The following is a 23,289-nucleotide window of genomic DNA, read 5'->3' as shown; positions in this document are numbered from 1 at the left end:
CGGCCGGGTCAGCCACGACGGCCGCAGCCGCGGGTCGCCGTGGAAGCCGTCCCAGATGCTCTCCAGCACGGCGTGGGACACGTCGAGGCCGGTGAGGTCGAGCAGCTCGAACGGGCCGAGCTTCAGGCCGAGCACGTCGCGGGCGACGCGGTCGACGTCGGCGGGCTCGGCCAGCGCCTCGGCGAGGATCTGCAGCGCCTCGGTGTTCAGGCCGCGGCCGGCGTGGTTGACCAGGAAGCCCGGCGCGTCCTTCGCGAGCACCGGCTCGTGGCCCCAGCTCCGGACCAGTTCGAGCGCTTCGCCGGGCAGCCAGTCGTGCGTGCGTGCACCGGGAACCACCTCGACCAGGCGCATCAGCGGCACCGGGTTGAAGAAGTGCAGCCCGACGAGCCGGCCGGGCTCGCCCAGCCCGGCGGCGATTTCGGTGACCGACAGCGAGCTGGTGTTCGTCGCGAAGATCGTCTCCTGTGGACAGACGCGCTCGAGGTCGGCGAACAGCGCCCGCTTCGTGGCGAGGTCTTCCCGCACGGCCTCGATGACGAGGTCGACGCCGTCGGCCGGAGCGTCGGGCGCGTCCACCGGCACCAGCCGGTCCTTGACCGTCCGCGGGTCCTCGCCCAGCTTGCCCTTGGCGGCGAGCTTGTCGATCATCCCGCCGACGAACCCGATCGCCTCGTCGACCGCCTCGCGCCGCACGTCGGCCAGTTCGACGGTCACCCCCGCGGTCGCGGCGAGCTGGCCGATCCCGCGGCCCATCACGCCGGTCCCGATCACCCGGATCCTGCCGACCTTCCCGGCCCACCCCGTCACGTCGCGTCCGCCTTCCGCTGTTGTCCTCTTGCGTGACCGTACCGCTTAGAGGCCGACGAACTCGGCCATGCGCAGGGCGGAGTACTCGAAGAACGCGTCGGGCGGGTCGACGCTGCCCACGTACTGGCCGAACAGTTCGAAGCTGATCGCGCCGAAGAGCTGGGTCCACGCCGCGACCAGGCGGACGACCGTCTCCGGGGGCATGCGAGCGCCCAGTGCGTCGGTGACGGCCTTGGCCTGCCGGTGCAGCACCGGTGGCAGCGGAGCGTCGGGCAGCGGACGCAGCTCGTCCGACGCCAGGACTCCGGCCAGCGCGAAGGCGACGCGTCCGGCCGGGGCCACCGTGTCCTGCGGCGCCTCGTACCCGGGGATCGGCGAGCCGTAGATCAACGCGTACTCGTGCGGGTGCGCCCGCGCCCAGCCGCGCGTCCCTTCCCAGATCGCCAGCCACCGCTCGCGGAGATCGCCGGTGCCGGGGTCCGCGGTCTCGGCCGCCTCGCCGATCGCGTTGTAGGCGTCGACGATCAGGTCGGTCAGCAGCCGGTCGCGGCTGGGGAAGTACCGGTACAGCGCGGACGACACCATGCCGAGCTCCCGCGCCACCGCGCGCAGGGAAAGCCCGTGCGCGCCGCCGTCGGCGAGCTGGCGGCGGGCCTCGTCCTTGATCTCCTGGGTCAGTTCGGCGCGGGCACGTTCACGCGCCGTGCGGGTCGCGGTCATGGCACCCAGTGTGCCATGCGAGAGAGCGGTGCACAAAGTAGAGAGCAGTGCTCTTGACAGCGCGCTTCGATGGGTGTTCACTGCTCTTAACCGAGAGCACTGCTCTCCCGAACTTCGGAGGACACCGTGAATGACACCCGCTACATCGAGCCCGGCAAGTCCACCAACCTCTTCAACGAGGTGGTCGCCAAGCTGACCAAGCTGGGCGTGAGCGTCTGGGGCAGCCGGGTGCTGACCGTCGTCGGCCGCAAGAGCGGCGAGCCGCGCTCGGTCCCCGTCAACCTGCTGACCGTCGACGGCGTCCGCTACCTCGTCGCCCCGCGCGGCGAGACGCAGTGGGTGCGCAACCTGCGCGCGGCCGGCCAGGGCACGCTTCGCGTCGGGCGTCGCGTCGAGACGTTCGCCTTCCGCGAGCTGACCGACGACGAGAAGCCGGGCATCCTCCGCGCCTACCTCAAGCGCTGGAAGTTCGAGGTCGGCGTGTTCTTCGACGGCGTCGACGCCAAGGCCTCGGACGAGAAGCTGCGCGAGATCGCGCCCGGCTACCCGATCTTCGAGATCTTCACGAAATAGGTTTGCGCCGCGTCAGGTTCGCCGCCACCAGGACCACGCCGACCAGGAACGCGACGACCCCGATCAGGAACCACAGCTTCTGGCCGGTCATGAAGCTGCCGGTGATGACACCGATCCCCTGCAGCACCCAGACGGCGCCGACGAGCACGAGCACGACCCCGACCGCGAAGGTGATCCAGCGCCTCATTCCGCCCAGTCTAAGCAGGTCGATGCCGGGGAGTTCGTGCGCACCGACGGCCACTTCGGGACGTTCGGAACCCGTGGCGGTCGCCTTAGGGCAGAGTTGCGGGTGTGCAGGACATCAGGGGGTCACTGAGGCGGCAGTCGCTGCTGGTCGCCCTCGTCTGCGTGGTCTGCGACGCCGCCCTGTTCGCGCTTCGCGGTCCGCTCGGCGACGGCCGCTGGCAGCCGTGGGCGGTGCTGCTCGGTGGCATCGCCGTCAACACCGCCCTCGCCGGGGCCGCGCGCTACTCGGGTTGGGTCGCCCTCGCGCACGCCGTGCTCTTCGCCGGTGCGCCGCTGCTGCTGTGCACCTGCACGGGGTACGTGATCGGCAACAACGCCGGGATCCTCATCGCCGGCTACCGCGCCGGGGCTTGGCTGCGGCCGAGGCCCGCCGTGCTCGCACTGGTCGCCCTGGTCGCCGGGGTGACCGTGGGCTGCCTCGAAGGCGGTGGGCGCACGGCCGCCGACTGGCGGCTGACGGCGATCAGCGTCAGCGTCAGCGCGCTGCTGCCGTGGCTGGTCGGCCGGTACACGACGGCCCGGCGCGCCTACATCGCCGACCTGGAGCGCGCGGCGGACGAACGCCGTCAGCACGAAGAAGAAGCCGTCCGCCGGGCCGTCACCGAGGAGCGCACGACGATCGCACGCGACCTGCACGACGTCATCTCCCACCACGTCAGCGCCATCGGCGTGCACGCCGGCGCGGCCCGGCTCGGCCTGCCCGACGGCGACTCGCCGGTGCGGAAGTCGCTCGGCGCGGTCGAGTCCGCGAGCCGCTCGGCGATGGCCGACCTGCGCCGGCTGCTCGACCTCCTGCACGCCGAGGCCGACGCCGGCCAGCCCGGCCTGGACAACCTCGACGAGCTGGTCGAGACGGTCCGCGCCGCCGGCCTGCCGACCCGGCTGACGCTGCGCGGCGAGCCCCGCGAACTGCCCGGCTCGCTGGACATCGCGCTGTACCGGATCGCGCAGGAGGCACTGACCAACGCGCTCCGCCACGGCGAAGGCCCGGTCGAGGTGGAGCTGAACCACGGCCGCACCGAGGTCGTGCTCACGGTGACCAACGGCCTGCGCCCCGACCGCACCGCCACGGGCGAACACGCGCACCGCGGCCTGGCGGGGATCCGCCAGCGCGTCACCCTGTTCGGCGGCCAGGTCGCTTACGGCGAAGACGGCTCACAGTGGCAGCTGCGCACGACTTTTCCGGTGGAGAGCACATGATCCGCGTCCTGCTGGCCGACGACCACGCGATGTTCCGCTCCGGGATGCGCGCGCTGCTCGACACCCAGCCCGACTTCACCTGCGTCGGCGAGGCGTCCGACGGCCGCGAAGCCGTCGCCGAGACGGCCCGGCTGCGCCCGGACGTCGCGGTCCTCGACGTCCGGATGCCCCGCCTCGACGGCCTCGCCGCGACCGAGGCGATCCTCGCCGCGCCGGGCAACGACACCCGCGTCCTCGTGCTCACGACCTACGACGCCGACGAGTACGTCTACCGCGCGCTGCGGGCGGGAGCGAGCGGGTTCCTGCTGAAGAGCCTGGCGCCGGAGGAACTGGTGGCGGCGATGCGGGTGGCGGCGCGCGGGGACGCGCTGATCGACCCGTCGGTGACGCGGCGCCTGGTCGCGAAGTTCGCGGCGGTGCTCGAACCCGCGGCCGCGGAGCCACCCGAGCTGGCCCGGCTGACTTCCCGCGAACGCGAGGTGCTGCTGCTGCTCGCCAACGCGTGCAGCAACGCCGAGATCGCCCGGCAGCTGCACGTCGGCGAGGAGACCGTCAAGACGCACGTGTCGCGGGTGCTCTCGAAGCTCGGCCTGCCCGACCGCGTGCACGCCGTGGTCTACGCCTATCGGCACAAGCTCGTCCCGGGCGCCTGACCCGTGCGCTGAGCAGCCGGCCCGGCCGCTCAGCGCACCGGGCCTCGCCTCGTCACTTCGTGGGGCGGGCCGGGTAGCCGCCGTCGCGGCGCTGGCCCGGCTGGCGCTGACCCGGCTCGAAACCTTGGCCGAGCGACGTCGCCGTCGCCGTCTGGCCTTCGACCTTCGCCACCACCGTGACGTTCGGGTCGCCGGTCTTCACATCGCCCGTCTTCTGCGTCGACGAGTCGATCGTGTACGTCTGCTTGTAGCCGTCCTTGCTGGTCAGCGTCACCGAAGTGGCGCTGAGCTCGGTTACGTCGCCGGTCTGCAGCCGCTCGGTCGTGTAGCCGCCGCTTCCGTTCGAGACGACGAAGTCGCCGTGCAGTGCTTCCCGCAGCGCGGTCATGCCGCCGCCGAACCCGCCACCGGGCATGCCCTGGCCGCGGAACTGGCCACCGCCCGGACCGCCGAACCCGCCGGGGCCCTGCGCGGAGTTGTCGGCGCTGCTCGTGCCGGCCCAGATCGCCGCGCCGCCGCCGGCCGCGATCACCACGGCGATGCCGGCCGCGATCGCCGTCTTCTTGCCGGACCAGCCCTTCCCCGGCGAAGCCGCCGCGGGGTCGCCCCAGTTCGCCGGCTCGCCTCCGGCGGGAACGCTCGTGGCGGGTGCCGGCCCGCCAGGGGGCGGGGTGTTCGGCGTCGGCTCGGTCGTCATCGTGTCCTCCGGTCGTACCCATACTGGTCCAGGTCAGGTTCACCGCCGTGGCTGTGTTTGAGCTGTGCGAGGCGTCAGCACGCGCTGTGGCTCCCGTATCCACCCGAACGATCGGTGTTCACAGGGAACGCACAGCGGGTGCACAGCGAACACTGACCGTGCGTCGCGAAGGTGGCACTATGACCGCTATGAACGCCACGTCACCGGGCGCCGGCAAGGCCGACCTGCGCCGCGCCGACGGGAGCCCGGTGCGGGTCCTCGTCGTCGACGACGAGGCGACGCTGGCCGAGCTCGTGTCGATGGCCCTGCGGATGGAGGGCTGGGAGGTGCGCAGTGCGGGCGACGGCACGGAAGCCGTCCGGATCGCGCGTGACTTCCGCCCCGACGCCGTCGTCCTCGACGTCATGCTCCCCGACTTCAACGGCCTGGAGGTGCTGCGCCGGATGCGTTCGGAGGCACCGAACCTGCCGGTGCTGTTCCTGACCGCGAAGGACGCGGTCGAAGACCGCATCGCCGGGCTCACCGCGGGCGGCGACGACTACGTCACCAAGCCGTTCAGCCTCGAAGAGGTGGCGCTGCGCCTGCGTGCCCTGCTGCGCCGGGCCGGCGGGGTGACCGGCGCGAGCGGGTCGACGCTGGTCGTCGGCGACCTCACCCTGGACGAAGACAGCCGCGAGGTGCGCCGCGGCGGCGACCTCGTGCCGCTGACCGCGACCGAGTTCGAGCTGCTGCGCTACCTCATGCGCAACCCGAAGCGCGTGCTGTCGAAGGCCCAGATCCTCGACCGCGTGTGGAGCTACGACTTCGGCGGCCAGGCCAACATCGTGGAGCTCTACATCTCGTACCTGCGCAAGAAGATCGACGCCGACCGCGAGCCGATGATCCACACCATGCGGGGCGCGGGGTATGTCCTCAAGCCCGCCGGCTGAACCGCGCCCGTCGCGCTTCCGGCGACCCTGGTCGCTGCGGCGACGGCTGATCGTCCAGCTCGCCGCGCTGCTCGCGCTGGTGTGCGTGGTCGTCGGCGTGGTCACGGAGTTCGCGCTGAGCGAGTTCCTCGTCGGTCAGCAGGACAAGCGGCTGGCCGCCACGAACGACCGCGGCAAGCACCCCGGGGAACGTCCGCCCTGGGTGTACGGCGACGCGCCACCACCCGACCCGCTGCGGGTGCTCGGGCAAGGCGACGGCACGCTCGCCGTCACCGTGACCGGCCCGGTGGTGCGGGCGAGCGTCCTCGACTTCTCCGCCGGGACGGGCACCGGGAAGGGCAAGGGAAAGTCACCGCTCAAGCCGATCACCCGCGAGCAGCTGACGAAGTTGCTCGCGCTGCCGGCGGACGGCCGGTCCCACAGCGTCGACCTCGGCGGCAGCCTCGGCGAGTACCGCGTCCTGTCGAGCGTCGCGCCCAGCGGCGAGCGCACGGTCATCGGCCTGCCGATGCAGGACGTCAACGAGACGCTCTGGCGGCTGGGGTTCATCCTCGGCGGCGTCGCGCTCGCCGGGATCCTGGTGGCGGGCGCGGTCGGCGCGGCGACGATCCGCCGCACGATGCAGCCGCTCGACCGGCTGGCCGCGACCGCGACGCGGGTGTCCGAGCTGCCGCTCGACCGCGGCGAAGTGGCACTGTCCGAACGGGTCCCCGAGGCCGACACCGACCCGAACACCGAGGTCGGCAAGGTCGGCTCGGCGCTGAACCGGATGCTGCAGCACGTCGCGAACGCGCTGACCGCGCGGCACGCGAGCGAGAACCGGGTCCGCCAGTTCGTCGCGGACGCGAGCCACGAGCTGCGCACCCCGCTGGCGGCGATCCGCGGCTACGCCGAGCTCACCCGCCGCGGCGGCGAGCAGGTGCCACCGGACGTCGCGTTCGCGATGAGCCGCGTCGAGTCCGAGTCGCGCCGGATGACGACGCTGGTGGAGGACCTCCTGCTGCTCGCGCGTCTCGACTCCGGGCGGCCGGTGGTGCACGAGTGGGCGGACCTGTGCCGGCTGGTGGCCGACGCGGTCGCCGACGCGCACGTCGCGGGCCCGGACCACAAGTGGCTGATGGACGTCCCCGGCGAGCCGATCGGCGTCCTCGGCGACGCGGGCCAGCTGCACCAGGTGGTGATCAACGTGCTGGCCAACGCCCGCACGCACACCCCGGCGGGCACCACGGTGACCACCACACTGTCCACTTCGGACGGAATCGTCCGGCTCCGCGTGGCGGACGACGGCCCCGGCATCCCGCCGGACGTCCTCCCGGACATCTTCGAGCGCTTCGCCCGCGGCGACAATTCCCGCTCGCGCGCGGCGGGCAGCACGGGGCTGGGCCTGGCGATCGTCGCCGCGGTGGTGGCGGCCCACGGTGGCCGGGTCGGGGTGGCCAGCCGTCCGGGCCGGACGGAGTTCGAGATCACCTTCCCGGCGGCCCCTGCCCCAGACTGACGGAGCCCACGCCGCCGAGTTGTCCACATCCCCCGAATTCCCTCCACAACGACGCATCTTTCGTAGAGAAAGTGGCGTTTGGGGGTGCCCACCCGGCCGGGGTGGATGCACAGCGCGCTCACAGCTTCGGCGCGAGTTGACCACTGCGGCGCCGACGGTGGGCACCATGACGACCATCCAGTCGTGGGTCGAACAGAGCTTCGCGCCACTCACGGTCGGGGACACGACCGTTTTATGATCTGACCAGATCGGTCAATTGACCTAAGGTAATGAGCCGAGCGGCCGCAGCCGTGGGGGATTTTCGTCCGCACCCGTGCTTTCCGGCGGCGAGGAACCGGCCGAATTGTTTCGGGCGGGTTAACACTTGCGAATCATTTGGCGGATTCGGAGCAGGTGCGGTAACGGCGGGATGCGGACACCTGTTCGATTCGCGGTCCGGTGACCGGCGTATTCCGAACGATTGTTCGGGCGAGGTTCGTAGCAGTCGGTGATGATCTCGGTACTCGCTGCCGTTGCCGTAACGACGAGGGACTATGACGCGTGCAGTTGCACGTGACGGCCGCACGGGAAGTCGATCAATTTGGCCGGGCGGCCGACAGAAAACCCATTAAAGTTGATCTTGAAGGACCCCGATGTCGCTGGTTGAACGTGCTGAGGGTCACTCATTCGGATGCAGTAGCAGGGCGTTGTGGGGATCTTGTGCTAGTCGCTAGGCTCTGCGCCGGGAGAGGGACAAGAGGTGGTTGAACCAGTGTGCTGAGTGCTGGACCTACACTTTGTGTAGGTGTTCCCTGCCCGTTGTCTCTCGCCACGCCCCGATCAGGTACGGCCGGAAGAGAGCAGCGATGACCGTGCGCGGTGGCGCAGCTCAGCCCGACCTACCTCCTTGTCGTCACCACCTGTAGCCCCGAGCACCGCGTTCCCCCTTTGGTACGGCACCACTCCACTTCCCCCGCCTCCTGGAGTTCGTTGTGATTTCCCGTCCTCGCCCCCGTCTGCTGACGGTGCTCCTGACCGTGCTGGCCCTCGCCGGGGTCACCGCGCTCTCGGGGTGCAGCGACAGCTCCGCCTCCGGTAGCGGCAGCAAGATCACCATCGGGTTCAGCGCCTGGCCGGGCTGGTTCCCCTGGCAGGTGGCGCAGGAGCAGGGCCTGTTCGCCAAGAACGGCGTGAACGTCGACCTGAAGTACTTCGACAGCTACACCGACAGCATCAACGCGCTCTCCAGCGGGGCCATCGACGCCAACAGCCAGACCCTGAACGACACGCTGTCTTCGGTCTCCGGCGGCGCCAAGCTGTCGATCGTGCTGGTGAACGACAACTCCACCGGCAACGACAAGATCATCGCGCGGGACGGGATCACCAGCGTCGCCGACCTCAAGGGCAAGAAGGTCGCCGTCGAACAGGGCCTGGTCGACCACTACCTGCTGCTGCTCGCGCTGCAGTCGGCGAAACTGACCGAAAAGGACATCACGCTGGTCAACCTCCCGACCGACGCCGCGGCCGCTGCGTTCAAGAGCGGCCAGGTCGACGCGGTCGCCGCGTTCGCGCCGTTCACTTCGACGGCGCTGGAGCGCCCGGGCAGCCGCGCGATCTCGACCTCGGCGGAGTTCCCCGGCGCCATCCCCGACCACCTCGTCACGTCGCAGAAGCTGGTCAAGGAGCACCCGAAGGACGTCCAGGCGCTGGTCAACACCTGGTTCGAGACGCTGACCTGGATCAAGAACAACAAGGACGCCGCCGTGAAGATCATGGCCAAGCGCGGTGGCGTCACCGACGCGGACTACAAGTCCTACGACGCCGGCACCACGATCTTCACGCGGCAGCAGAACATCGACGCGTTCACGCCGGGCGTCACGGCGCAGCACCTCGATTTCCAGGCGAACAAGATCATCGACTTCATCGTCAGCACCGGGCTCGCCCAGCAGCGCCCGTCGCTCGACGGCCTGTTCGACGACCAGTTCGTGAAGGCCGCGCCGCAATGACCGGTCCGACCCAGCGCACCACCCCGGCGAGCCCGGTCGACGAGCGGGCCGCCGAGGCGCTGGAAGCCGAGCAGCGGCTGGCCGAACAGCACGAGTCCGGCCGGGGCCGCCCCGGCTGGGCTCCGCTGCCCCGCCGGGCCGGGCTGACGCCGTCCGCTTCGCCCCTGTTGTCCTTGCGCACGCCGATTTCCGCCTCGGCCCGCTGGACGCTGGCGGTGCTGTCGTTCGCGATCCCGTTCCTCGCGTGGGTCGGGCTGAGCATCAGCGGCGCCGTCGATTCGACGTTCCTGCCGTCCCCGGCCGCCGTCCTCAAGGCCGGGGTGGACATGGTGGGCACCGGCGAGCTCTTCGGCGACCTCTGGGCGACGACGCAGCGGGTGCTCGAAGGCTTCGGCCTCGCGGTGCTCGTCTCGGTCCCGCTCGGCATCCTGATGGGCGCGTTCACCGCCGGGCAGGCGTTCTTCGAGCCGCTGATCGGGCTGCTCCGCTACCTGCCGGCGAGCGCGTTCATCCCGCTGCTGATCATCTGGCTCGGCCTCGGCGAGCCTTCGAAGATCGCCATTCTTTTCATCGGGACCGTCTTCTTCAACACGCTGATGACCGCCGACGTCGTCCGCGGCGTGCCCGCCGCGCTCATCGACGTCTCCTACACGCTCGGCGCGCGCCGCGGCGAGGTGCTGCGCAAGATCGTCCTGCCGCACTCGCTGCCGGGCATGATCGACGCGATCCGGGTCAACGCCGCCGCGGCGTGGAACTTCGTGGTCGTCGCCGAACTGATCAACTCCACGGCGGGCCTCGGCTACCGGATCGTCCGGGCGCAGCGGTTCCTGCAGACGGACAAGATCTTCGCGGTGCTCGTGGTCATCGGGATCGCCGGGCTGACGATCGACGTCCTGCTGCGCCTGCTGCGCACCCGGGTCGGGAAGTGGGCGGCATGACGCTGGAACTGCGGAACGTCGCCAAGGACTACACCGTCCGCGGCAAGGTGACGCGCGCACTCGACGGCGTCGACCTCGAGGTGCCGCGCGGCGAGTTCGTCTGCGTCGTCGGCGCGAGCGGTTCGGGCAAGTCGACGCTGCTCTCGCTGGTGGCCGGGCTCAGCCGGCCGACCGAAGGCGAGATCGTGCTCGACGGCGTCCCCGTGACCGGCCCCGGGCCGGACCGCGGGCTCGTCTTCCAGTCCGGCGCGCTCTACCCGTGGCGCAGCGTCGAGAAGAACGTCGCGTTCGGACTCGAGCTGCTCCCGATCGACGCGGCCGAGCGCGCCAAGCGCGTCGACTGGTACCTCGCCGAGACCGGCCTCGACACCGTGCGCCGGTCGCTGCCGAAGCAGCTTTCCGGCGGCCAGAAACAGCGCGTCGCGATCGCGCGTGCCCTGGCGTGCGAACCGGAAGTCCTGCTCTTGGACGAACCCTTCGGCGCGCTGGACGTCCAGACCAAAGAGGACATGCAAGTGCTGATCCGCCAGGTGTGGGCCGACACCGGCACCACGGTGCTGATGGTCACCCACGACGTCGAAGAAGCGGTGTTCCTGGGCGGCCGGGTCGTGGTGCTCGCCTCCGACCCGGGCCGGATCGCCGCCGACGTCGAGGTGGCCCTGCCGGCCGAACGGGACCTGGCGGTGAAGCGCGAACCGCGGTTCCTCGCGCTGCGCGCCCGGATCGAGGACCTGGTCCGCGAGCAGCACCGCGGCCACGTCAGCCGGGTGGCCGCGGTCGAGTGAGAACGGCAGACGGGAAGGGTGGCGGGATGAAGCACGGCAGGTCGACCGCGAAACGGGCGGACGGCGGGGGTTTCCTCGCCCGGCTCGGCATTCGCGGCAAGCTGAACCTGCTGCTGCTGCCCCCGCTGATCGCGGTGGTGCTGGTGTCGGTGCCGTTCGTGCTGACGCAGGCCGAGAGCGCCGGTGCGGCGGCGCAGTCGGCCGCCGTCGCGCGACAGGCCCAGCACCTCGGCGGGTTGATGTGGCAGCTGCAGCGCGAACGGCTGTTGACGGGCGCGTTCGTGGCGACGCCTTCGGCGAGCCCGGATCAGATGCTCGAGCAGCGGAAGGTGGTCGACGCGACGGTCGCCGAGGTCCGCGGTGCGCTGGGTGCCGACGCTCCCGACGAGCTTTCCGCGGCGCTGACCCGGATCGGCTCCCTCGGTGAGCTGCGGGAGAACGCCGCCCGCCGCGGCGTCGCGCTCGACAGCGTGGCCCGCACCTACCACGCCGTGATCGGCGCGGTGATCGACTCCCTGCGCCTGGTTCCGCAGCTCACCAGTGACGCCGAAGGCACCAGGGAGCTGACGGCGCTGGACGCGCTGCTGCGCGCGAACGAGGAGAACTCGCTGCGCGCCATGGCCCTCATCGTGACCGCGGTGGCGCCGGAGGCCGGCCGGTCCATTCTGGACGACGCGACCCAGCAGGCGCCGATCTTCATCGACCGGTTCGTCCAGCAGGGCGACGACGGTGACGACAGCGAGCGGGCCGCGCTGGTCGTCCAAATCGAGCAGAGCGAGGCCGGCCGGCGTGTCGACGACCTCGCCGCCCAGATCGACAACCCGCGTGACGCGACAGGCACCACGAAGTACGTCGCGGACGTGCTCGCCGCGTCGGACGCCCATGCGGGCCAACGGAAGCTCGTGCAGGAACGGGCCATCGGCGAGATCACCGAATCCGCGAACGGCCGAGCCGACGCCGCGACGCGGCTGGCGTGGACGGTCGGCCTCGGCGCGGGCGCGCTGTTCCTGCTGGTCGCCTTCCTCGCCGTCGCGGTGTCCCGCTCGATCGCCGGGCCGCTGCGCCAGCTGACCACCGCGGCGACGTCGGTCGCCGACCTCGCCGGCACCGAGCTCGTCCGCGTGACCGACACCGAGGAGGCCGACGAGCAGATCCCGCGGCTGGCCACCATCGACGTCGTCTCCGGCGACGAGCTCGGCAAGCTCGCCGCAGCGTTCAACCGGGTCCAGACCACCGCGGCCGAGCTCGTCGAGCGGCAGGCGCTCACCCGGCGCAACACCAGCCTGATGTTCGCGAACGTCGCGAAGCGCACGCAGAACCTCGTCGGCCGCCAGCTCGCGCTGATCGACGAGGTCGAGCGCAACGAGCAGGACACCCGGCTGCTGGCCAGCCTGTACCGGCTCGACCACCTCTCCACCCGCCTGCGCCGGAACGCGGACAACCTGCTCGTGGTGTCCGGCACCCGCGACGAGACCCGCATCGCCGGCCCGATCGAGCTGTCGACGGCCCTGCGCTCCGCGCTCGCCGAGATCGAGGACTACCAGCGGGTCAAGCTCGGCGTCGTCGCCGAAATCCTGCTGTCGTCGGCCCTCGGCGCCGACCTGGTGCTGGTGTTCGCCGAGCTGCTGGAGAACGCGACGTCGTTCTCGCCGCCGGGCTCGATGGTCGAAGTGGACACGATGTTCCTCGCCGACGGCTCCTGTCTGGTGAGCATCGTCGACCACGGCATCGGCATGACCGCGGAGAAGATGGCCGACGAGAACAAGCGGCTCGTCGAGCGCGAACGCCTGGAACTCGCGCCGACCAGTGTGCTCGGCCTGTTCGTGGTCGGCCGCCTGGCGCGGCGTCACGAGCTGGGTGTCGAGCTGCTCGCGACGCCGACCACCGGCGGCGTGACCGCGCGGCTGACCATCCCGTCACCGCTGTTCAGCCACCGCGCGCCACAGCACCCGAAGGCCGAACCGGCGCCGGCGATCCCGGCGCTCCCGGTCCAGGCGGCGCTCCCGGCCGCCCCGCCGTCGCAGCCACGGCACGCGGCCGCTTTGTCTACTTCGGACGAAGTGCGGACGCCCGAACCGGCCCGCGAGCGGCCGACCGAACTGCCCATGCCGGCGATCCCGGCCCTGCTCGGCACCACCCGAGGCAACGGCTTCCGCTGGTTCCGCCAGCTGGAAGCCCAGCTGGAACCGGTGTGGCCGGACGCCGAACCCGACGTCAAACCGGCCGAAGAACCCAAGCCCGAACCATCGGCCGAGATCCGGGGCGGGCTCCGCCGCCGCGTCCGCGGCGCGCAGCTGCCCAGCCCGGGCACGCCGACGGCGCCGGCGGACGGCAAACCCCGGCACGACCCGGAAGCGACCAAGGCCGCCATGGACGGCTTCCAGAGCGCCTTCGCCAAGGCCGCCGAGGTCGGCGCGATGACGACCGACCCGCCGTCCGCGCCACCCACCGTCGTGACCGCACCCGTGCCGGCGCCGCCGTCTCTCCCGGCGCGCGTCCCCGCGGACGTGCCGGCCCTCGCTCGCATCACGGACTCCGCGCCGATCCCGGCCATCCCGCAGTCGCGGGACGGCCTGATCCGCCGTGTCCCCGGTGCCCAGCTCGCCCCCGGCCTGCGTCAGCAGCCCGCGGGGCGGCCGATCGCCCGCGCCGTCGTCAACCGCGCGAAGCGGGACCCGGCGGCCGAGCGAGCGGCGTTCGACTCGTTCGCCGCGGGCCTCGCCAAAGCGGACGTGGTTACGGCAGACAGCCCGCCCCGAGGCGTGGTCGCCGGTCGTGTGATGGAACAAGGAGAAGAGAGCAGGAAATGAGCATCCCCGCACCTGGCGTCAGTGTCGAAGCCCAGAACTTCAACTGGCTGGTGAGCCGCTTCGCGCAGCACACCGCGGGCGCGATAGCCGCCATCGCGGTCTCGGCCGACGGCCTGCTGATCGCGGTGTCGTCGGAACTCGAGCGCTCCAACGCCGACCGCCTCGCCGCGATCTCCTCCGCCATGCTCGGCCTCGCCCACGGCGTCTCCGAAAGCCACCCGCTCGGCTCGCCCGACAAGGTGATCATCGAGCTCGAGCACGGATACCTGCTGGTCTGCACCATCAGCATCGGCTGCTCACTCGGCGTCCTCGCCAACAAGCAGGCCAGCCTCGGCACGATCGCCTACGAGATGGCGATGTTCGCCAACCGCGCCACCGAAGTCCTGACCCCCGGGCTCATCGAGGAGCTGAAGAACAGCGTCGGAATGTGACAGTGGCGCGTAGCGCCTGCAGGGAGGCACGGCGATGACCGAAGAACCGGACATCTCGTTGCTGCGGCCGTACCTGATGACCTCGGGACGTGCCCAGCCGATCGACCAGAGCCTCGAAATCGAGGCCCAGGTCATGACGTCACGCCTCGGCGCGGCGTCGCACCCCAAGCTCACGTTCGAACGACAGGAAATCGTCTCCCTCTGCCGGAACACGATGTCGGTCGCCGAGGTGGCCGCCATGCTCGGCCTCCACATCGGCGTCGCCCGCGTGCTCGTCGCCGACCTGGCCGAACTCGGCTACGTCGTCGTCCGGCGGCCGGGGAGCCACAACTCGCACGACCTCGGCATGATCGAAAGGGTCATTCGTGGACTCGAAGCCATTCACTGAACCGGGCGCCCGTCCGCCGGCCCCGGTCAAGATCGTCATCGCGGGCGGCTTCGGCGTCGGCAAGACGACGGCGGTGTCCTCCATCTCGGAGATCAAGCCGCTCACGACCGAGGCCGCGATCACCTCGGTGGCCGCGAACGTCGACCGCACGGGCCACGTCCCGGCCAAGACCACGACGACGGTCGCCCTCGACTTCGGGTGCATCACGATCGACGAAGAGGTCAAGCTGTACCTGTTCGGCACGCCCGGCCAGGACCGCTTCGGCTTCATGTGGCAGGACCTGGTCCACGGGGCGCTCGGCGCGCTGGTGATCGTCGACACCCGCCGCATGGACGACTGCTACCCGGCGGTCGACTACTTCGAGAACGCGGGCCTGCCGTTCGTGGTGGCGGTGAACATGTTCGACGGATCACTGGGCCACAACCTGGACGACATCCGCTGGGCACTTGCGGTGAGCGACGACGTCCCCCTGATCACGTTCGACGCCCGCCAGAAGCTTTCGGTGCGCGACGCCCTGCTGGCCGTCCTGCACAACACGTTCAAACGGGCCCGCGCCCAGGCGGGCGCGGGCGCCTGAACCGGGCCCGCTACACTGATCCACGGACCCCGCGCGGCGTCCACCCTGTGAACTTCCCCAGGGCCGGAAGGCAGCAAGGATAAGCAGGCTCTGATGGGTGCGCGGGGTCCCCTTCTTTTCGGCTCCTGCTTCGGGGCTTCGCCCCTTCGCCGGGCCTTCACTTCGCTTCTCTGCCCGGGGGGCCGAGCCCCCCGGACCCCCCACGGTGCCTCTCTCGCGACCTGCGAGCTCTGCCGTGGCCCCCCCGCGACCTGCGAGCTCTGCCGTCGCCGCTCGCGATGTGCGAGGTCTGCCGTGGCTCCCCGGCGACCTGCGAACTCTGCCGTGGCTCCCCGCGACCTGCGAGCTCTGTCGTGGTCGCTCGCGATGTGCGAGGTCTGCCGTGGCCGGTCGCGATGTGCGAGCTCTGCCGTGGCCCCCGCGACCTTCGCGTTTGCTTTCTGCCATGGCCCCCCGGCGACCTGCGTCTTTGGTCTCTGCCGTGGCCCGCTCTTGCGTCTTGCGCTCTTGTGACTTTCTAGAACAGGCCCAGGATGTCTTTTGGGGGTTTTGGGGATGGTGGGGTGTCCTTGTCCGTTATTGGCTTTGCTCGGCCCGCCAGCTTGTGGAGCTCTGGTCCGGTTATGCACCTTGCCGGGAATGGTGCCGAGGCCGTTCGGGTGGCGATCTCTGCCGTTGGGAGTTCGGCTGGGGATGCCGCGAACACCAGGTTGCCGAAGCGGCGGCCCTTCAGCACCGCCGGGTCGGCCAAGAGCAGGACCTGTGGGAAGACCTCCCGCAAGGTTGCCAGGAAGCGGCGGGCGAACGGGAGACCTGAGCCGTCCGTGATGTTCGACAGGTAGATGCCGTCGCTTCGGAGGATTGTCGCGATCGCCTGGGTTGCCTCCAGGGTGGCCAGGCCGCCGGCCAGGGTCGCGCGCTCGAACGCGTCGACCACCACCAGATCCGCCGAATCCTCCCGGCGCGTCGGCAACCCCGAGCGGCCGTCCGTCACCCGGACGCGCAGGCCCGGCACCCGCAGCCCCAGCTGGGCGCGGACCAGGTCCACCAGCTCGCCGTCGGCGTCGAACACCAGCTGCCGCGACCCCGGCCGCGACGCCGCGACGTAACGCGGCAGCGTGCACGCCGCCCCGCCGACGTGCAGCGCGTCCAGCGGACCCGGTGGCAGCTGGTCCACCACGTCCGCGAACCGCCGGACGTAGTCGAACTCCAGGTTGGCCGGATCGTCGAGGTCGACGTATGACTGCGCGACCCCGCCCACCGACAGCAGCCAGGCGTTACCGCGGCCGGCGTCCTTGGTCAGCTCCGCCGTCCCGAACCGCACCGGGTACCGCCCGGGCACCGGATCCGGCCTCCGCGTACGACCCACAGCACCCGAGCCTAGCGGCGGTCGGAAACATTCCGCCCGGGCCGTCGATAAGGGAACGGAACGTTCAACGACCAAGGGGGATTTCCTTGCGTGCGAACGCAGTAATCGTCGCCGCGGCACTCGCCGCCGGTGTCTTCGCCACACCGGCCGCCGCCGACGTCCTTCCCGACCGGGCGCAGGCCGTCGGCTACCTCGAAACCGGTGGCCCCGGGGTGTCCGCGGCCGCGGAAGCAGCTCTGCTCGGCTCACCCGCCGACCTGCAGTCCTTCCTGACCACGGGCCGCCAGCGCGCCCAGGACACCGACGAGCGGGTCCTCGTCGCCCAGGCCATGAGCGCCGGCGGACCGGCCACCAAGCGTGCCGCCCAGAAAGCGCTCGAGGGCACCCAGGCCGACATTCGCGAGTTCCTGGCCACCGGACTGGCCCAGGCCCGGATCGCGGACGACCGGATCGCCGTCGGCCAGGCCATGAGCGCCGGCGGCCCGGTGGTCCACGCCGCGGCCCAGAAGGCGCTCGACGGCACGCCCGCCGACGTCCGCGCGTTCCTCGAGACCGGCTTGCAGCAGGCGAGGGACATCGACGAACGCATCACGGCCGACCAGGCCCTCGCCGCCGGCGGCCCCGAGGTCAAGGCCGCCGCGCAGATGGCGCTCGACGGCACCCCGGACGACGTCCGGTACTTCCTCTCCCGGTGGCGGAAGGTCGCCGCGGACGGCGACGCCGAGGTCGCCGCGGTCCAGGCCCAGGTCGACTTCGGCAAGACGGCCGCGGCCCGGCACAGCGCCATCGGGGTGCAGCTGGCCAAGAGCCGCGCCGCGACGATCGCCTCGGACGCGCGGAAGGCGAACACCGACCGGCTCGCCACCCAGCAGGCCCAGAACCAGGAGGCCGGCCGGGCGGCCTCGGCTGCCGAGGCCGCCGCGCAGCAGCAGGCCCGCGAGGCCGCGGCTCGCGCCGCGCAGGCCAAGACGGACAACGACAAGCTGCTCGCCGACGCGGCCGACCCGGCGCTGACCGTGCCCAACGGCCGCAAGGCGTCCGTCTACCTGCTGCGCAACGGCGGTGCCGCCGTCAAGAACGCCGCCCGTGCCGCGCTGAGCGGCTCGGACGACGACGTCGTCACGTTCGTGCGCAGCGGTCTCGCCGTCGCGCAGGAGTCCGACGACCGCGCCGCCGTCGCGGCGATCGCGGCGGACCCGAAGGCCCGCCCCGGCCTGCGCCAGGCGGCTCGTGACGCGCTCGCCGGCCCGTATGCCGGTGTCGCCGCGCTGCTGCGCACCGGCGACTACCCGGGCCGGGACACCGACGACCGCGTCGAGGTCAACCAGATCATGGCGGCCGGTGGCCCGGCGACGAAGTCGTGGGCGCAGCACGCGCTCGACGGCACCGTCGCGGACATCCGGGCGTTCCTGGCCACCGGCCAGTACGCCGCGCACCTGATCGACCTGCGGGTCAAGGTGACCCAGACGCTGTCGGACGGCCCGGAGGTCAACGCCGTCGCGCAGGGCGTGCTCGACGGGCCGGACTCGGGCGCGCAGCACTACCTGGACGTAGAGCTGCCCAAGGCGCGGGCACGTGACGCCTTCACCACGCAGCACGTCGCCAAGGTGAACGCGCTCCTGGCCCAGCTGCCCTGACCCGCACGGCGAAGGTTGTCGGTGGTGCCCGGTACTCTCGCGGCGTGGCTCTCGCGCTGTACCGCAAGTACCGTCCGGCAACCTTCGCCGAGGTCGTCGGGCAGGAGCATGTGACCGAACCCCTCCGCACGGCGTTGTCCGCCGGGCGGATCAACCACGCCTACCTCTTCTCCGGCCCGCGCGGCTGCGGGAAGACGTCGAGCGCGCGCATCATGGCGCGCTCGTTGAACTGCGTCCAAGGTCCGACGCCGGACCCGTGCGGCGAATGCAACTCCTGCAAGGCGCTCGCGCCGGAGGGCTCGGGCAGCGTCGACGTCACGGAGCTCGACGCCGCCAGCCACGGTGGCGTCGACGACGCCCGCGAACTGCGCGACAAGGCGTTCTACGCGCCCGCCGAGTCGCGCTACCGCGTGTTCATCATCGACGAGGCGCACATGGTCACCACGCAGGGCTTCAACGCCCTGCTGAAGATCGTGGAAGAGCCGCCCGAACACGTCATCTTCATCTTCGCGACCACCGAGCCGGACAAGGTGCTCACCACCATCCGCTCGCGCACCCACCACTACCCGTTCCGGCTGATCCCGCCGGGCGCGATGCGCAGCCTCCTGGAGCGCAACATCGCCGCCGAGGGCGTCGAGATCGAGCCCGCGGTGTACCCGCTGGTCATCCGGGCCGGCGGCGGGTCGGCGCGTGACACGCAGTCGGTGCTCGACCAGCTGCTCGCCGGCGCCGGGCCGGAGGGCGTCAGCTACAGCCGCGCCGTCGCGCTGCTGGGCGTCACCGACGTCGCGCTGATCGACGACATGGTCGACGCCCTGTCGACCGAGGACGCCGCCACGGTGTTCCGCACGGTCGAGAAGCTCACCGAGGCCGGGCACGACCCGCGCCGGTTCGCCACCGACCTGCTCGACCGGCTGCGCGACCTCGTGCTGCTGCGCGCGGTCCCGGACTCCGCGGGCGGCCTGGTGTCCGCGCCCGAGGAGGAGCTGTCGCGGATGGTCGGGCAGGCCGAGCGGATCGGCATCGCCACCCTCTCGCGCTACGCCGACATCGTCCACAATGGACTTCTGGAGATGCGGGGCGCGACGTCGCCGCGGCTCGTCCTCGAGCTGCTGTGCGCGCGGATGCTGCTGCCGTCGGTCACCGAGGCGGAAACGGCGCTGCTGGCCCGGATCGAACGGCTGGAGCGCCGCGCCACAGCGCCCGCGGCTCCGGTCGAGGGTGGCGTCGAGCCGCCGGTGCGGGCGGCGCCGGACCGGGCGTTCTCCCGGCCGTCGCAGCGTGCGCCCGGGAGCGGTCCCGCGCCCGTCCCGGAGCCCGCCGCCGCGCCGCCTCCGCCCGCTCGTCCTCCCGTCGGCGGCACGCCCGCCGCGGCTTCGAGCGCCGGCTCCGCTTCGGCCGTCGCGGGCTCCGATGCCGGCCGGGACAACGGCGCCGCCGCCGCCTCGTCGGCCAGCGGCTGGGGGACCACCCGCATTCCCGGCGGCACGCCCGCCCCGGCGGCTTCGGCCGAAGAAGCTCCGGTGCCGGCGGCCGCGCCCGCGTCGGCCGGGGGCATGGACGCCGCCGCGATCCGGAACGTCTGGCCGCAGCTGATGACCGCGCTGCGCAAGTTCACTGGCGGCCGCAGCATCGAGGCGATGCTGACCCAGGCCACGGTGGCGAGCGTCGACGGCAACGCACTGACGCTGACCCACAAGTCCGAGCCGCTGGCCCGGCGGCTGTCCGACCAGGACAACGCCCGCAAGATCGCCGGCGCGCTGACCGACGTCCTCGGCGGTGACTGGCAGGTCCGCTGCGTGCACGGCAACGCGCCGGTCGCGCCCGCTGCCCGTCCGCAGCAGGCGGCACCCGCCCCGGAGCGGTCGTTCACCCGCCAGTCGGCGGCGGCGCCCGCCGAGCCGGTCGCTCCCTCCCGGCCCGCACCGGCCCCGGCGGCCCCGACGCGGCCCCGGGTGGCCACGACCGAGCCGGACATCCCGCTGCCTCCGGAACCGGCCGACGAGGACGACGAGGACCTCTACAACGAGGACGCCAGCCCCGCCCCGCCGCCGCCCCCACCCCCGCCGGACCAGGACCCGGACGAGAAGGCCCGCAAGCTCCTGGCGGACCACCTCGGCGCCCGCCCTCTGGACTGACGGGCTCCAGCAGGGCTGGGTCAGGAGGCCCAGGGGCCGTTGCCGGTCACCCGGTCGGCGGTGACCCGGACGATCACGGCCGTCGTCGAGCCCTGGTTGCCCAGCTCGAACTTCTCGGCGCCCAGGTAACGCCGGGCCTGCCGGTCCATCAGCGCCGTGAACTCGTCCGGGATGCCCGGACCCACGATCCGGGCGGTGCCGCGGACCAGCAGGTACTGGGGGAGGCCGTGCCCGTCGCGCCCGTCATGGTCCTCGATCAGCACGGTGACGCGCGGGTCGTCGCGGATGTTGCGCGCTTTGGGACGGCGGCCCTCCATGCCCATCACGATCTCGTCGCCCTCCCGGCTGGCCCAGACCATCGAGGTCTGCGGCGAGCCGTCCGGGTTGACGGTCGTCAGCACGGCGTTGAACGGCCGCTCGAACAGGCGGTGGCAGCTTTCGGGAAGTTCCATGGTCCCGAGATTAGGTAGCCGAAAGGCACCTCTCGGTACCTTTGTTCCCATGGGTGACTTCTCCGGCGACGTCTTCCTCGCGGACTGTCCGGCCCGGCTGGCGATCGAGATCATCGCCGACAAATGGGCGGTCGTCGTGGTGTTCGCGCTCAGCCGCGGCCCGCGGCGGCACGGCGAGCTGGTCGGCCTCATCGGCGGCATCTCGCGGAAGATGCTCACCCAGACGCTGCGCAAGCTCCAGGGCTACGGCCTGGTCGACCGTCGCGCGTACGCCGAAGCTCCGCCGCGGGTGGAGTACTCGTTGACGGACCTCGGGCGGACGCTCGTCGAGCCCATCGGCGTCCTCACCAGGTGGGCGACCGTCAACGGCGAAGCCGTCGTAGCGGCTCAAGAAGCCAGGTAGGCCTCGATCGCCGCCGCGATGGCCGCGGCGAACCGCTGCCGCCCGTCCGCGCTCGCCATCCGGGCGGCCTCGGTCGCGTCGCGCATGTTGCCGCACTCCACCAGCGCCGCCGGGCGGGTCGAGAGGTTCAGGCCGGCGAGGTCCGGGCGCGGAGCCAGGCCGTCGCTCCCGATGTAGTTCGCCGAACTGAAGCCGCTCGCGCGCATCGTGTCGCGCAGCGTCCGCGCCAGCCGCGTCGACGGCTCGCCCTGCGCGGCGTTCAGCGGCGGCGACGAATACGCGACGTGGAAGCCGTTCGCCCCCGCCGCGGTCGAGCCGTCGGCGTGGATGGAGACGACGGCGTCGGCGTTCGCCGCGTTGCCGATCGCGGCCCGGCGGTCGACGCAGGGGCCGACGCCGGTGTCGTTCTGTCGCGTGTGGACAACGCGGATTCCCTTGGCCGCCAACGCTTTCCCGACCCGCTGCGCGACGTCGAAGGTGAACGCGTGCTCGGTGTAGCCGGCGTTGGTGGCGGTGCCCGTGGTGTTGCACGGCTTGGTCTGCCCGCGCCCGGCGGGCACCAGCCGGTTGATCTCCGCCGGGTGCGAGTCGTTCTCGCCGTTGTGCCCCGGATCCAGCACGACGACCTTCCCGGCCGCGGGCGCCACCGGCGGCGTGACAGCCGACGACGAAGACGACGGCGACGACGAAGGCGTCGAAGACGGAGTGACCGTCGTCGGCGTGGCCGTCCGCGTGGTCGTGGAAGCGGCCGCCGGCGCCGCCGGGGTGTCTTCCGCACAGCCGGTGAGCAGCAGGGCACCGGTCAGCAGCAGGGGAGCAATCGCGCGTCGCACGGCGACCACGGTGCCACAGCCCGCCACCGCGGGTGGCGCGACTACCCTGGTGGGGACACAGGCGTGCAGAGAGGACCGAGTGCGATCATGGTGCAACCCGGCGGCGGCTTCGACCTTTCCCAGCTGATGCAGCAGGCGCAGCAGATGCAGCAGAAGCTCGTCGAGGCCCAGGAGGAGCTCGCCAACACCGAGGTCACCGGCAGTGCCGGCGGCGGGCTGGTCACCGCGACCGTCTCCGGTGACAGCCAGCTGAAGAGCCTTCGGATCGACCCGAAGGTCGTCGACCCGGACGACGTCGAGACGCTGTCCGACCTCGTCGTCGCGGCGGTGCGCGACGCGTCGGCGAACGCGCAGAAGCTCACCGAGCAGAAGCTCGGCCCCCTGGCCAACGGCCTCGGCGGCGGTGGCGGCATGCCGGACCTCGGCAGCCTCGGTTTCGGCGGCTGACGAACTTGTACGAAGGTGTCGTCCAGGACCTGATCGACGAGCTCGGGCGGTTGCCGGGGATCGGGCCGAAGAGCGCCCAGCGGATCGCGTTCCACCTGCTGGCCGCCGACCCGGCCGACATCTCGCGGCTGCAGGACGTGCTCGGCAAGGTCAAGGAAGGCGTGCAGTTCTGCGAGATCTGCGGCAACGTCTCCGAGCACCCGACCTGCCGCATCTGCCGCGACGAGCGCCGCGACCTCACGGTCATCTGCGTCGTCGAGGAGCCGAAGGACGTCCTGGCGGTCGAGCGGACGCGTGAGTTCAAGGGCCGCTACCACGTGCTGGGTGGCGCGCTCGACCCGTTGTCGGGCATCGGCCCGGAGCAGCTGCGGATGCGCGAGCTGCTCAAGCGGATCGGCGAAGCCGACATCAGCGAGATCATCATCGCCACGGACCCCAACACCGAGGGCGAAGCCACGGCGACGTACCTGGTCCGGATGCTGCGCGACTTCCCGGGCCTGAGCGTCACGCGGCTGGCGTCGGGCCTGCCGATGGGCGGTGACCTGGAGTTCGCGGACGAGCTGACCTTGGGCCGCGCGCTCTCCGGCCGGCGAGCGCTCTAGGCGTCGGCGCAAGTTGTTCGACGTTCGGGCCGAGCGCCCCAATGTGGCGTTCGGTGCGTCAGACGCAACCGACGCCACATTGGGGATTTTTCATCCTGTTGGTGCTGGTCAGTGGGGTTGACAGCGCTGGTTGTGGTTGTGGGGTAACGGGGTTTGGTGGTTGCCGGC

At 71.5% G+C, this 23,289-nt stretch carries 24 protein-coding genes and 1 other RNA gene; 18 read left to right on the top strand and 7 right to left on the bottom strand.

Annotation, left to right across the window (positions count from 1 at the left end):
* Nucleotides 1-810: 3-hydroxyacyl-CoA dehydrogenase NAD-binding domain-containing protein (locus AB0M82_RS44905; RefSeq protein ID WP_364735787.1), on the bottom strand; the 810-nt coding region annotated here is incomplete at its 3' end.
* 45 nt (nt 811-855) lie between these two features.
* Nucleotides 856-1,530 carry a TetR/AcrR family transcriptional regulator gene (locus tag AB0M82_RS44900; protein ID WP_364735785.1) on the bottom strand — a complete coding sequence of 225 codons (675 nt, stop codon included), beginning with the start codon at nt 1,528-1,530 and terminating at the stop codon, nt 856-858.
* A gap of 126 nt (nt 1,531-1,656) precedes the next feature.
* Here AB0M82_RS44900 and AB0M82_RS44895 point away from each other — a divergent pair, with 126 nt between their 5' ends.
* A complete protein-coding gene (locus AB0M82_RS44895) occupies nt 1,657-2,103 on the top strand; it encodes a nitroreductase family deazaflavin-dependent oxidoreductase (RefSeq protein ID WP_364735783.1) in 447 nt (148 codons plus the stop codon).
* On the opposite strand, the gene AB0M82_RS44890 is transcribed toward AB0M82_RS44895, so the two are convergent.
* Entirely contained in the window at nt 2,093-2,290 is a 198-nt protein-coding gene (locus AB0M82_RS44890) for a hypothetical protein (protein ID WP_364735781.1), read from the bottom strand. The genes AB0M82_RS44895 and AB0M82_RS44890 overlap by 11 nt on opposite strands.
* Before the next feature lie 104 nt (nt 2,291-2,394).
* Here AB0M82_RS44890 and AB0M82_RS44885 point away from each other — a divergent pair, with 104 nt between their 5' ends.
* Nucleotides 2,395-3,549: a histidine kinase gene (locus tag AB0M82_RS44885; RefSeq protein WP_364735780.1), complete on the top strand. Its 1,155-nt coding sequence runs from the start codon at nt 2,395-2,397 to the stop codon at nt 3,547-3,549.
* Entirely contained in the window at nt 3,546-4,202 is a 657-nt protein-coding gene (locus AB0M82_RS44880) for a response regulator transcription factor (protein ID WP_364735778.1), read from the top strand. Before AB0M82_RS44885 ends, AB0M82_RS44880 begins: the two co-directional genes overlap by 4 nt.
* Before the next feature lie 52 nt (nt 4,203-4,254).
* Here the strand turns inward: AB0M82_RS44880 and AB0M82_RS44875 are convergent, their stop codons facing one another.
* Nucleotides 4,255-4,899 carry a hypothetical protein gene (locus AB0M82_RS44875; protein ID WP_364735777.1) on the bottom strand — a complete coding sequence of 215 codons (645 nt, stop codon included), beginning with the start codon at nt 4,897-4,899 and terminating at the stop codon, nt 4,255-4,257.
* A gap of 179 nt (nt 4,900-5,078) precedes the next feature.
* On the opposite strand from AB0M82_RS44875, the gene AB0M82_RS44870 reads away from it, so the two are divergent.
* The 10 genes from AB0M82_RS44870 to ffs all read left to right on the top strand — a co-directional run bounded on the left by AB0M82_RS44870 (nt 5,079) and on the right by ffs (nt 15,356).
* The gene (locus AB0M82_RS44870; RefSeq protein WP_364735775.1) at nt 5,079-5,828 is read left to right on the top strand and encodes a response regulator transcription factor; all 750 of its coding nucleotides are present in this window, start codon (nt 5,079-5,081) and stop codon (nt 5,826-5,828) included.
* The gene (locus tag AB0M82_RS44865) at nt 5,806-7,326 is read left to right on the top strand and encodes a HAMP domain-containing sensor histidine kinase (protein WP_364735773.1); all 1,521 of its coding nucleotides are present in this window, start codon (nt 5,806-5,808) and stop codon (nt 7,324-7,326) included. The genes AB0M82_RS44870 and AB0M82_RS44865 overlap by 23 nt, the downstream gene beginning before the upstream one ends.
* Nucleotides 7,327-8,297: 971 nt before the next feature.
* Nucleotides 8,298-9,311, top strand: a complete 1,014-nt coding sequence (locus AB0M82_RS44860) for an ABC transporter substrate-binding protein (protein ID WP_364735771.1) — start codon at nt 8,298-8,300, stop codon at nt 9,309-9,311.
* Entirely contained in the window at nt 9,308-10,249 is a 942-nt protein-coding gene (locus tag AB0M82_RS44855) for an ABC transporter permease (RefSeq protein WP_364735769.1), read from the top strand. Before AB0M82_RS44860 ends, AB0M82_RS44855 begins: the two co-directional genes overlap by 4 nt.
* Nucleotides 10,246-11,034 carry an ABC transporter ATP-binding protein gene (locus AB0M82_RS44850; RefSeq protein WP_364735768.1) on the top strand — a complete coding sequence of 263 codons (789 nt, stop codon included), beginning with the start codon at nt 10,246-10,248 and terminating at the stop codon, nt 11,032-11,034. Before AB0M82_RS44855 ends, AB0M82_RS44850 begins: the two co-directional genes overlap by 4 nt.
* Before the next feature lie 26 nt (nt 11,035-11,060).
* Nucleotides 11,061-13,844, top strand: a complete 2,784-nt coding sequence (locus AB0M82_RS44845) for a nitrate- and nitrite sensing domain-containing protein (protein WP_364735766.1) — start codon at nt 11,061-11,063, stop codon at nt 13,842-13,844.
* The gene (locus tag AB0M82_RS44840) at nt 13,841-14,275 is read left to right on the top strand and encodes a roadblock/LC7 domain-containing protein (RefSeq protein ID WP_364735764.1); all 435 of its coding nucleotides are present in this window, start codon (nt 13,841-13,843) and stop codon (nt 14,273-14,275) included. Before AB0M82_RS44845 ends, AB0M82_RS44840 begins: the two co-directional genes overlap by 4 nt.
* 34 nt (nt 14,276-14,309) lie before the next feature.
* Nucleotides 14,310-14,663, top strand: a complete 354-nt coding sequence (locus AB0M82_RS44835; protein ID WP_364735762.1) for a DUF742 domain-containing protein — start codon at nt 14,310-14,312, stop codon at nt 14,661-14,663.
* Nucleotides 14,641-15,240, top strand: a complete 600-nt coding sequence (locus AB0M82_RS44830) for an ATP/GTP-binding protein (RefSeq protein ID WP_364735760.1) — start codon at nt 14,641-14,643, stop codon at nt 15,238-15,240. The genes AB0M82_RS44835 and AB0M82_RS44830 overlap by 23 nt, the downstream gene beginning before the upstream one ends.
* A gap of 21 nt (nt 15,241-15,261) precedes the next feature.
* Nucleotides 15,262-15,356, top strand: an RNA gene (gene ffs / locus AB0M82_RS44825) — signal recognition particle sRNA small type.
* Nucleotides 15,357-15,757: 401 nt separating this feature from the next.
* On the opposite strand, the gene AB0M82_RS44820 is transcribed toward ffs, so the two are convergent.
* Nucleotides 15,758-16,582: a fused MFS/spermidine synthase gene (locus AB0M82_RS44820; RefSeq protein WP_364735758.1), complete on the bottom strand. Its 825-nt coding sequence runs from the start codon at nt 16,580-16,582 to the stop codon at nt 15,758-15,760.
* A gap of 113 nt (nt 16,583-16,695) precedes the next feature.
* Between AB0M82_RS44820 and AB0M82_RS44815 the strand changes: the two genes are divergently transcribed.
* Together AB0M82_RS44815 and AB0M82_RS44810 are read left to right on the top strand one after the other, a co-directional pair.
* On the top strand, nt 16,696-18,246 hold the full coding sequence (locus AB0M82_RS44815) for an ALF repeat-containing protein (protein ID WP_364735756.1): 1,551 nt from the start codon (nt 16,696-16,698) through the stop codon (nt 18,244-18,246).
* A 44-nt stretch (nt 18,247-18,290) separates the two neighbouring features.
* On the top strand, nt 18,291-20,384 hold the full coding sequence (locus AB0M82_RS44810) for a DNA polymerase III subunit gamma and tau (RefSeq protein WP_364735755.1): 2,094 nt from the start codon (nt 18,291-18,293) through the stop codon (nt 20,382-20,384).
* A 20-nt stretch (nt 20,385-20,404) separates the two neighbouring features.
* Here the strand turns inward: AB0M82_RS44810 and AB0M82_RS44805 are convergent, their stop codons facing one another.
* On the bottom strand, nt 20,405-20,836 hold the full coding sequence (locus tag AB0M82_RS44805) for a TIGR03618 family F420-dependent PPOX class oxidoreductase (protein WP_364735753.1): 432 nt from the start codon (nt 20,834-20,836) through the stop codon (nt 20,405-20,407).
* A 49-nt stretch (nt 20,837-20,885) separates the two neighbouring features.
* On the opposite strand from AB0M82_RS44805, the gene AB0M82_RS44800 reads away from it, so the two are divergent.
* Complete coding sequence (locus AB0M82_RS44800; protein ID WP_364735751.1) at nt 20,886-21,239, top strand: helix-turn-helix domain-containing protein; 354 nt, start codon at nt 20,886-20,888, stop codon at nt 21,237-21,239.
* Here AB0M82_RS44800 and AB0M82_RS44795 read toward each other — a convergent pair.
* Nucleotides 21,224-22,081 (bottom strand): N-acetylmuramoyl-L-alanine amidase, encoded by an 858-nt coding sequence (locus AB0M82_RS44795; protein WP_364735749.1) that lies wholly within the window; start codon nt 22,079-22,081, stop codon nt 21,224-21,226. The genes AB0M82_RS44800 and AB0M82_RS44795 overlap by 16 nt on opposite strands.
* A 78-nt stretch (nt 22,082-22,159) precedes the next feature.
* Between AB0M82_RS44795 and AB0M82_RS44790 the strand changes: the two genes are divergently transcribed.
* Both AB0M82_RS44790 and recR read left to right on the top strand, forming a co-directional pair.
* A complete protein-coding gene (locus tag AB0M82_RS44790; protein ID WP_364735747.1) occupies nt 22,160-22,519 on the top strand; it encodes a YbaB/EbfC family nucleoid-associated protein in 360 nt (119 codons plus the stop codon).
* A gap of 5 nt (nt 22,520-22,524) precedes the next feature.
* A complete protein-coding gene (recR, locus tag AB0M82_RS44785) occupies nt 22,525-23,121 on the top strand; it encodes a recombination mediator RecR (RefSeq protein WP_364735745.1) in 597 nt (198 codons plus the stop codon).
* The last annotated feature ends 168 nt before the right edge of the window (nt 23,122-23,289 follow it).

Origin of the sequence: Amycolatopsis sp. NPDC051128, from assembly GCF_040682715.1 — a bacterium.
GTDB lineage: Bacteria > Actinomycetota > Actinomycetes > Mycobacteriales > Pseudonocardiaceae > Amycolatopsis.
The sequence above is the reverse complement of the archived record's forward strand: the minus strand, read 5'-3'. Positions and strand labels throughout refer to the sequence as shown.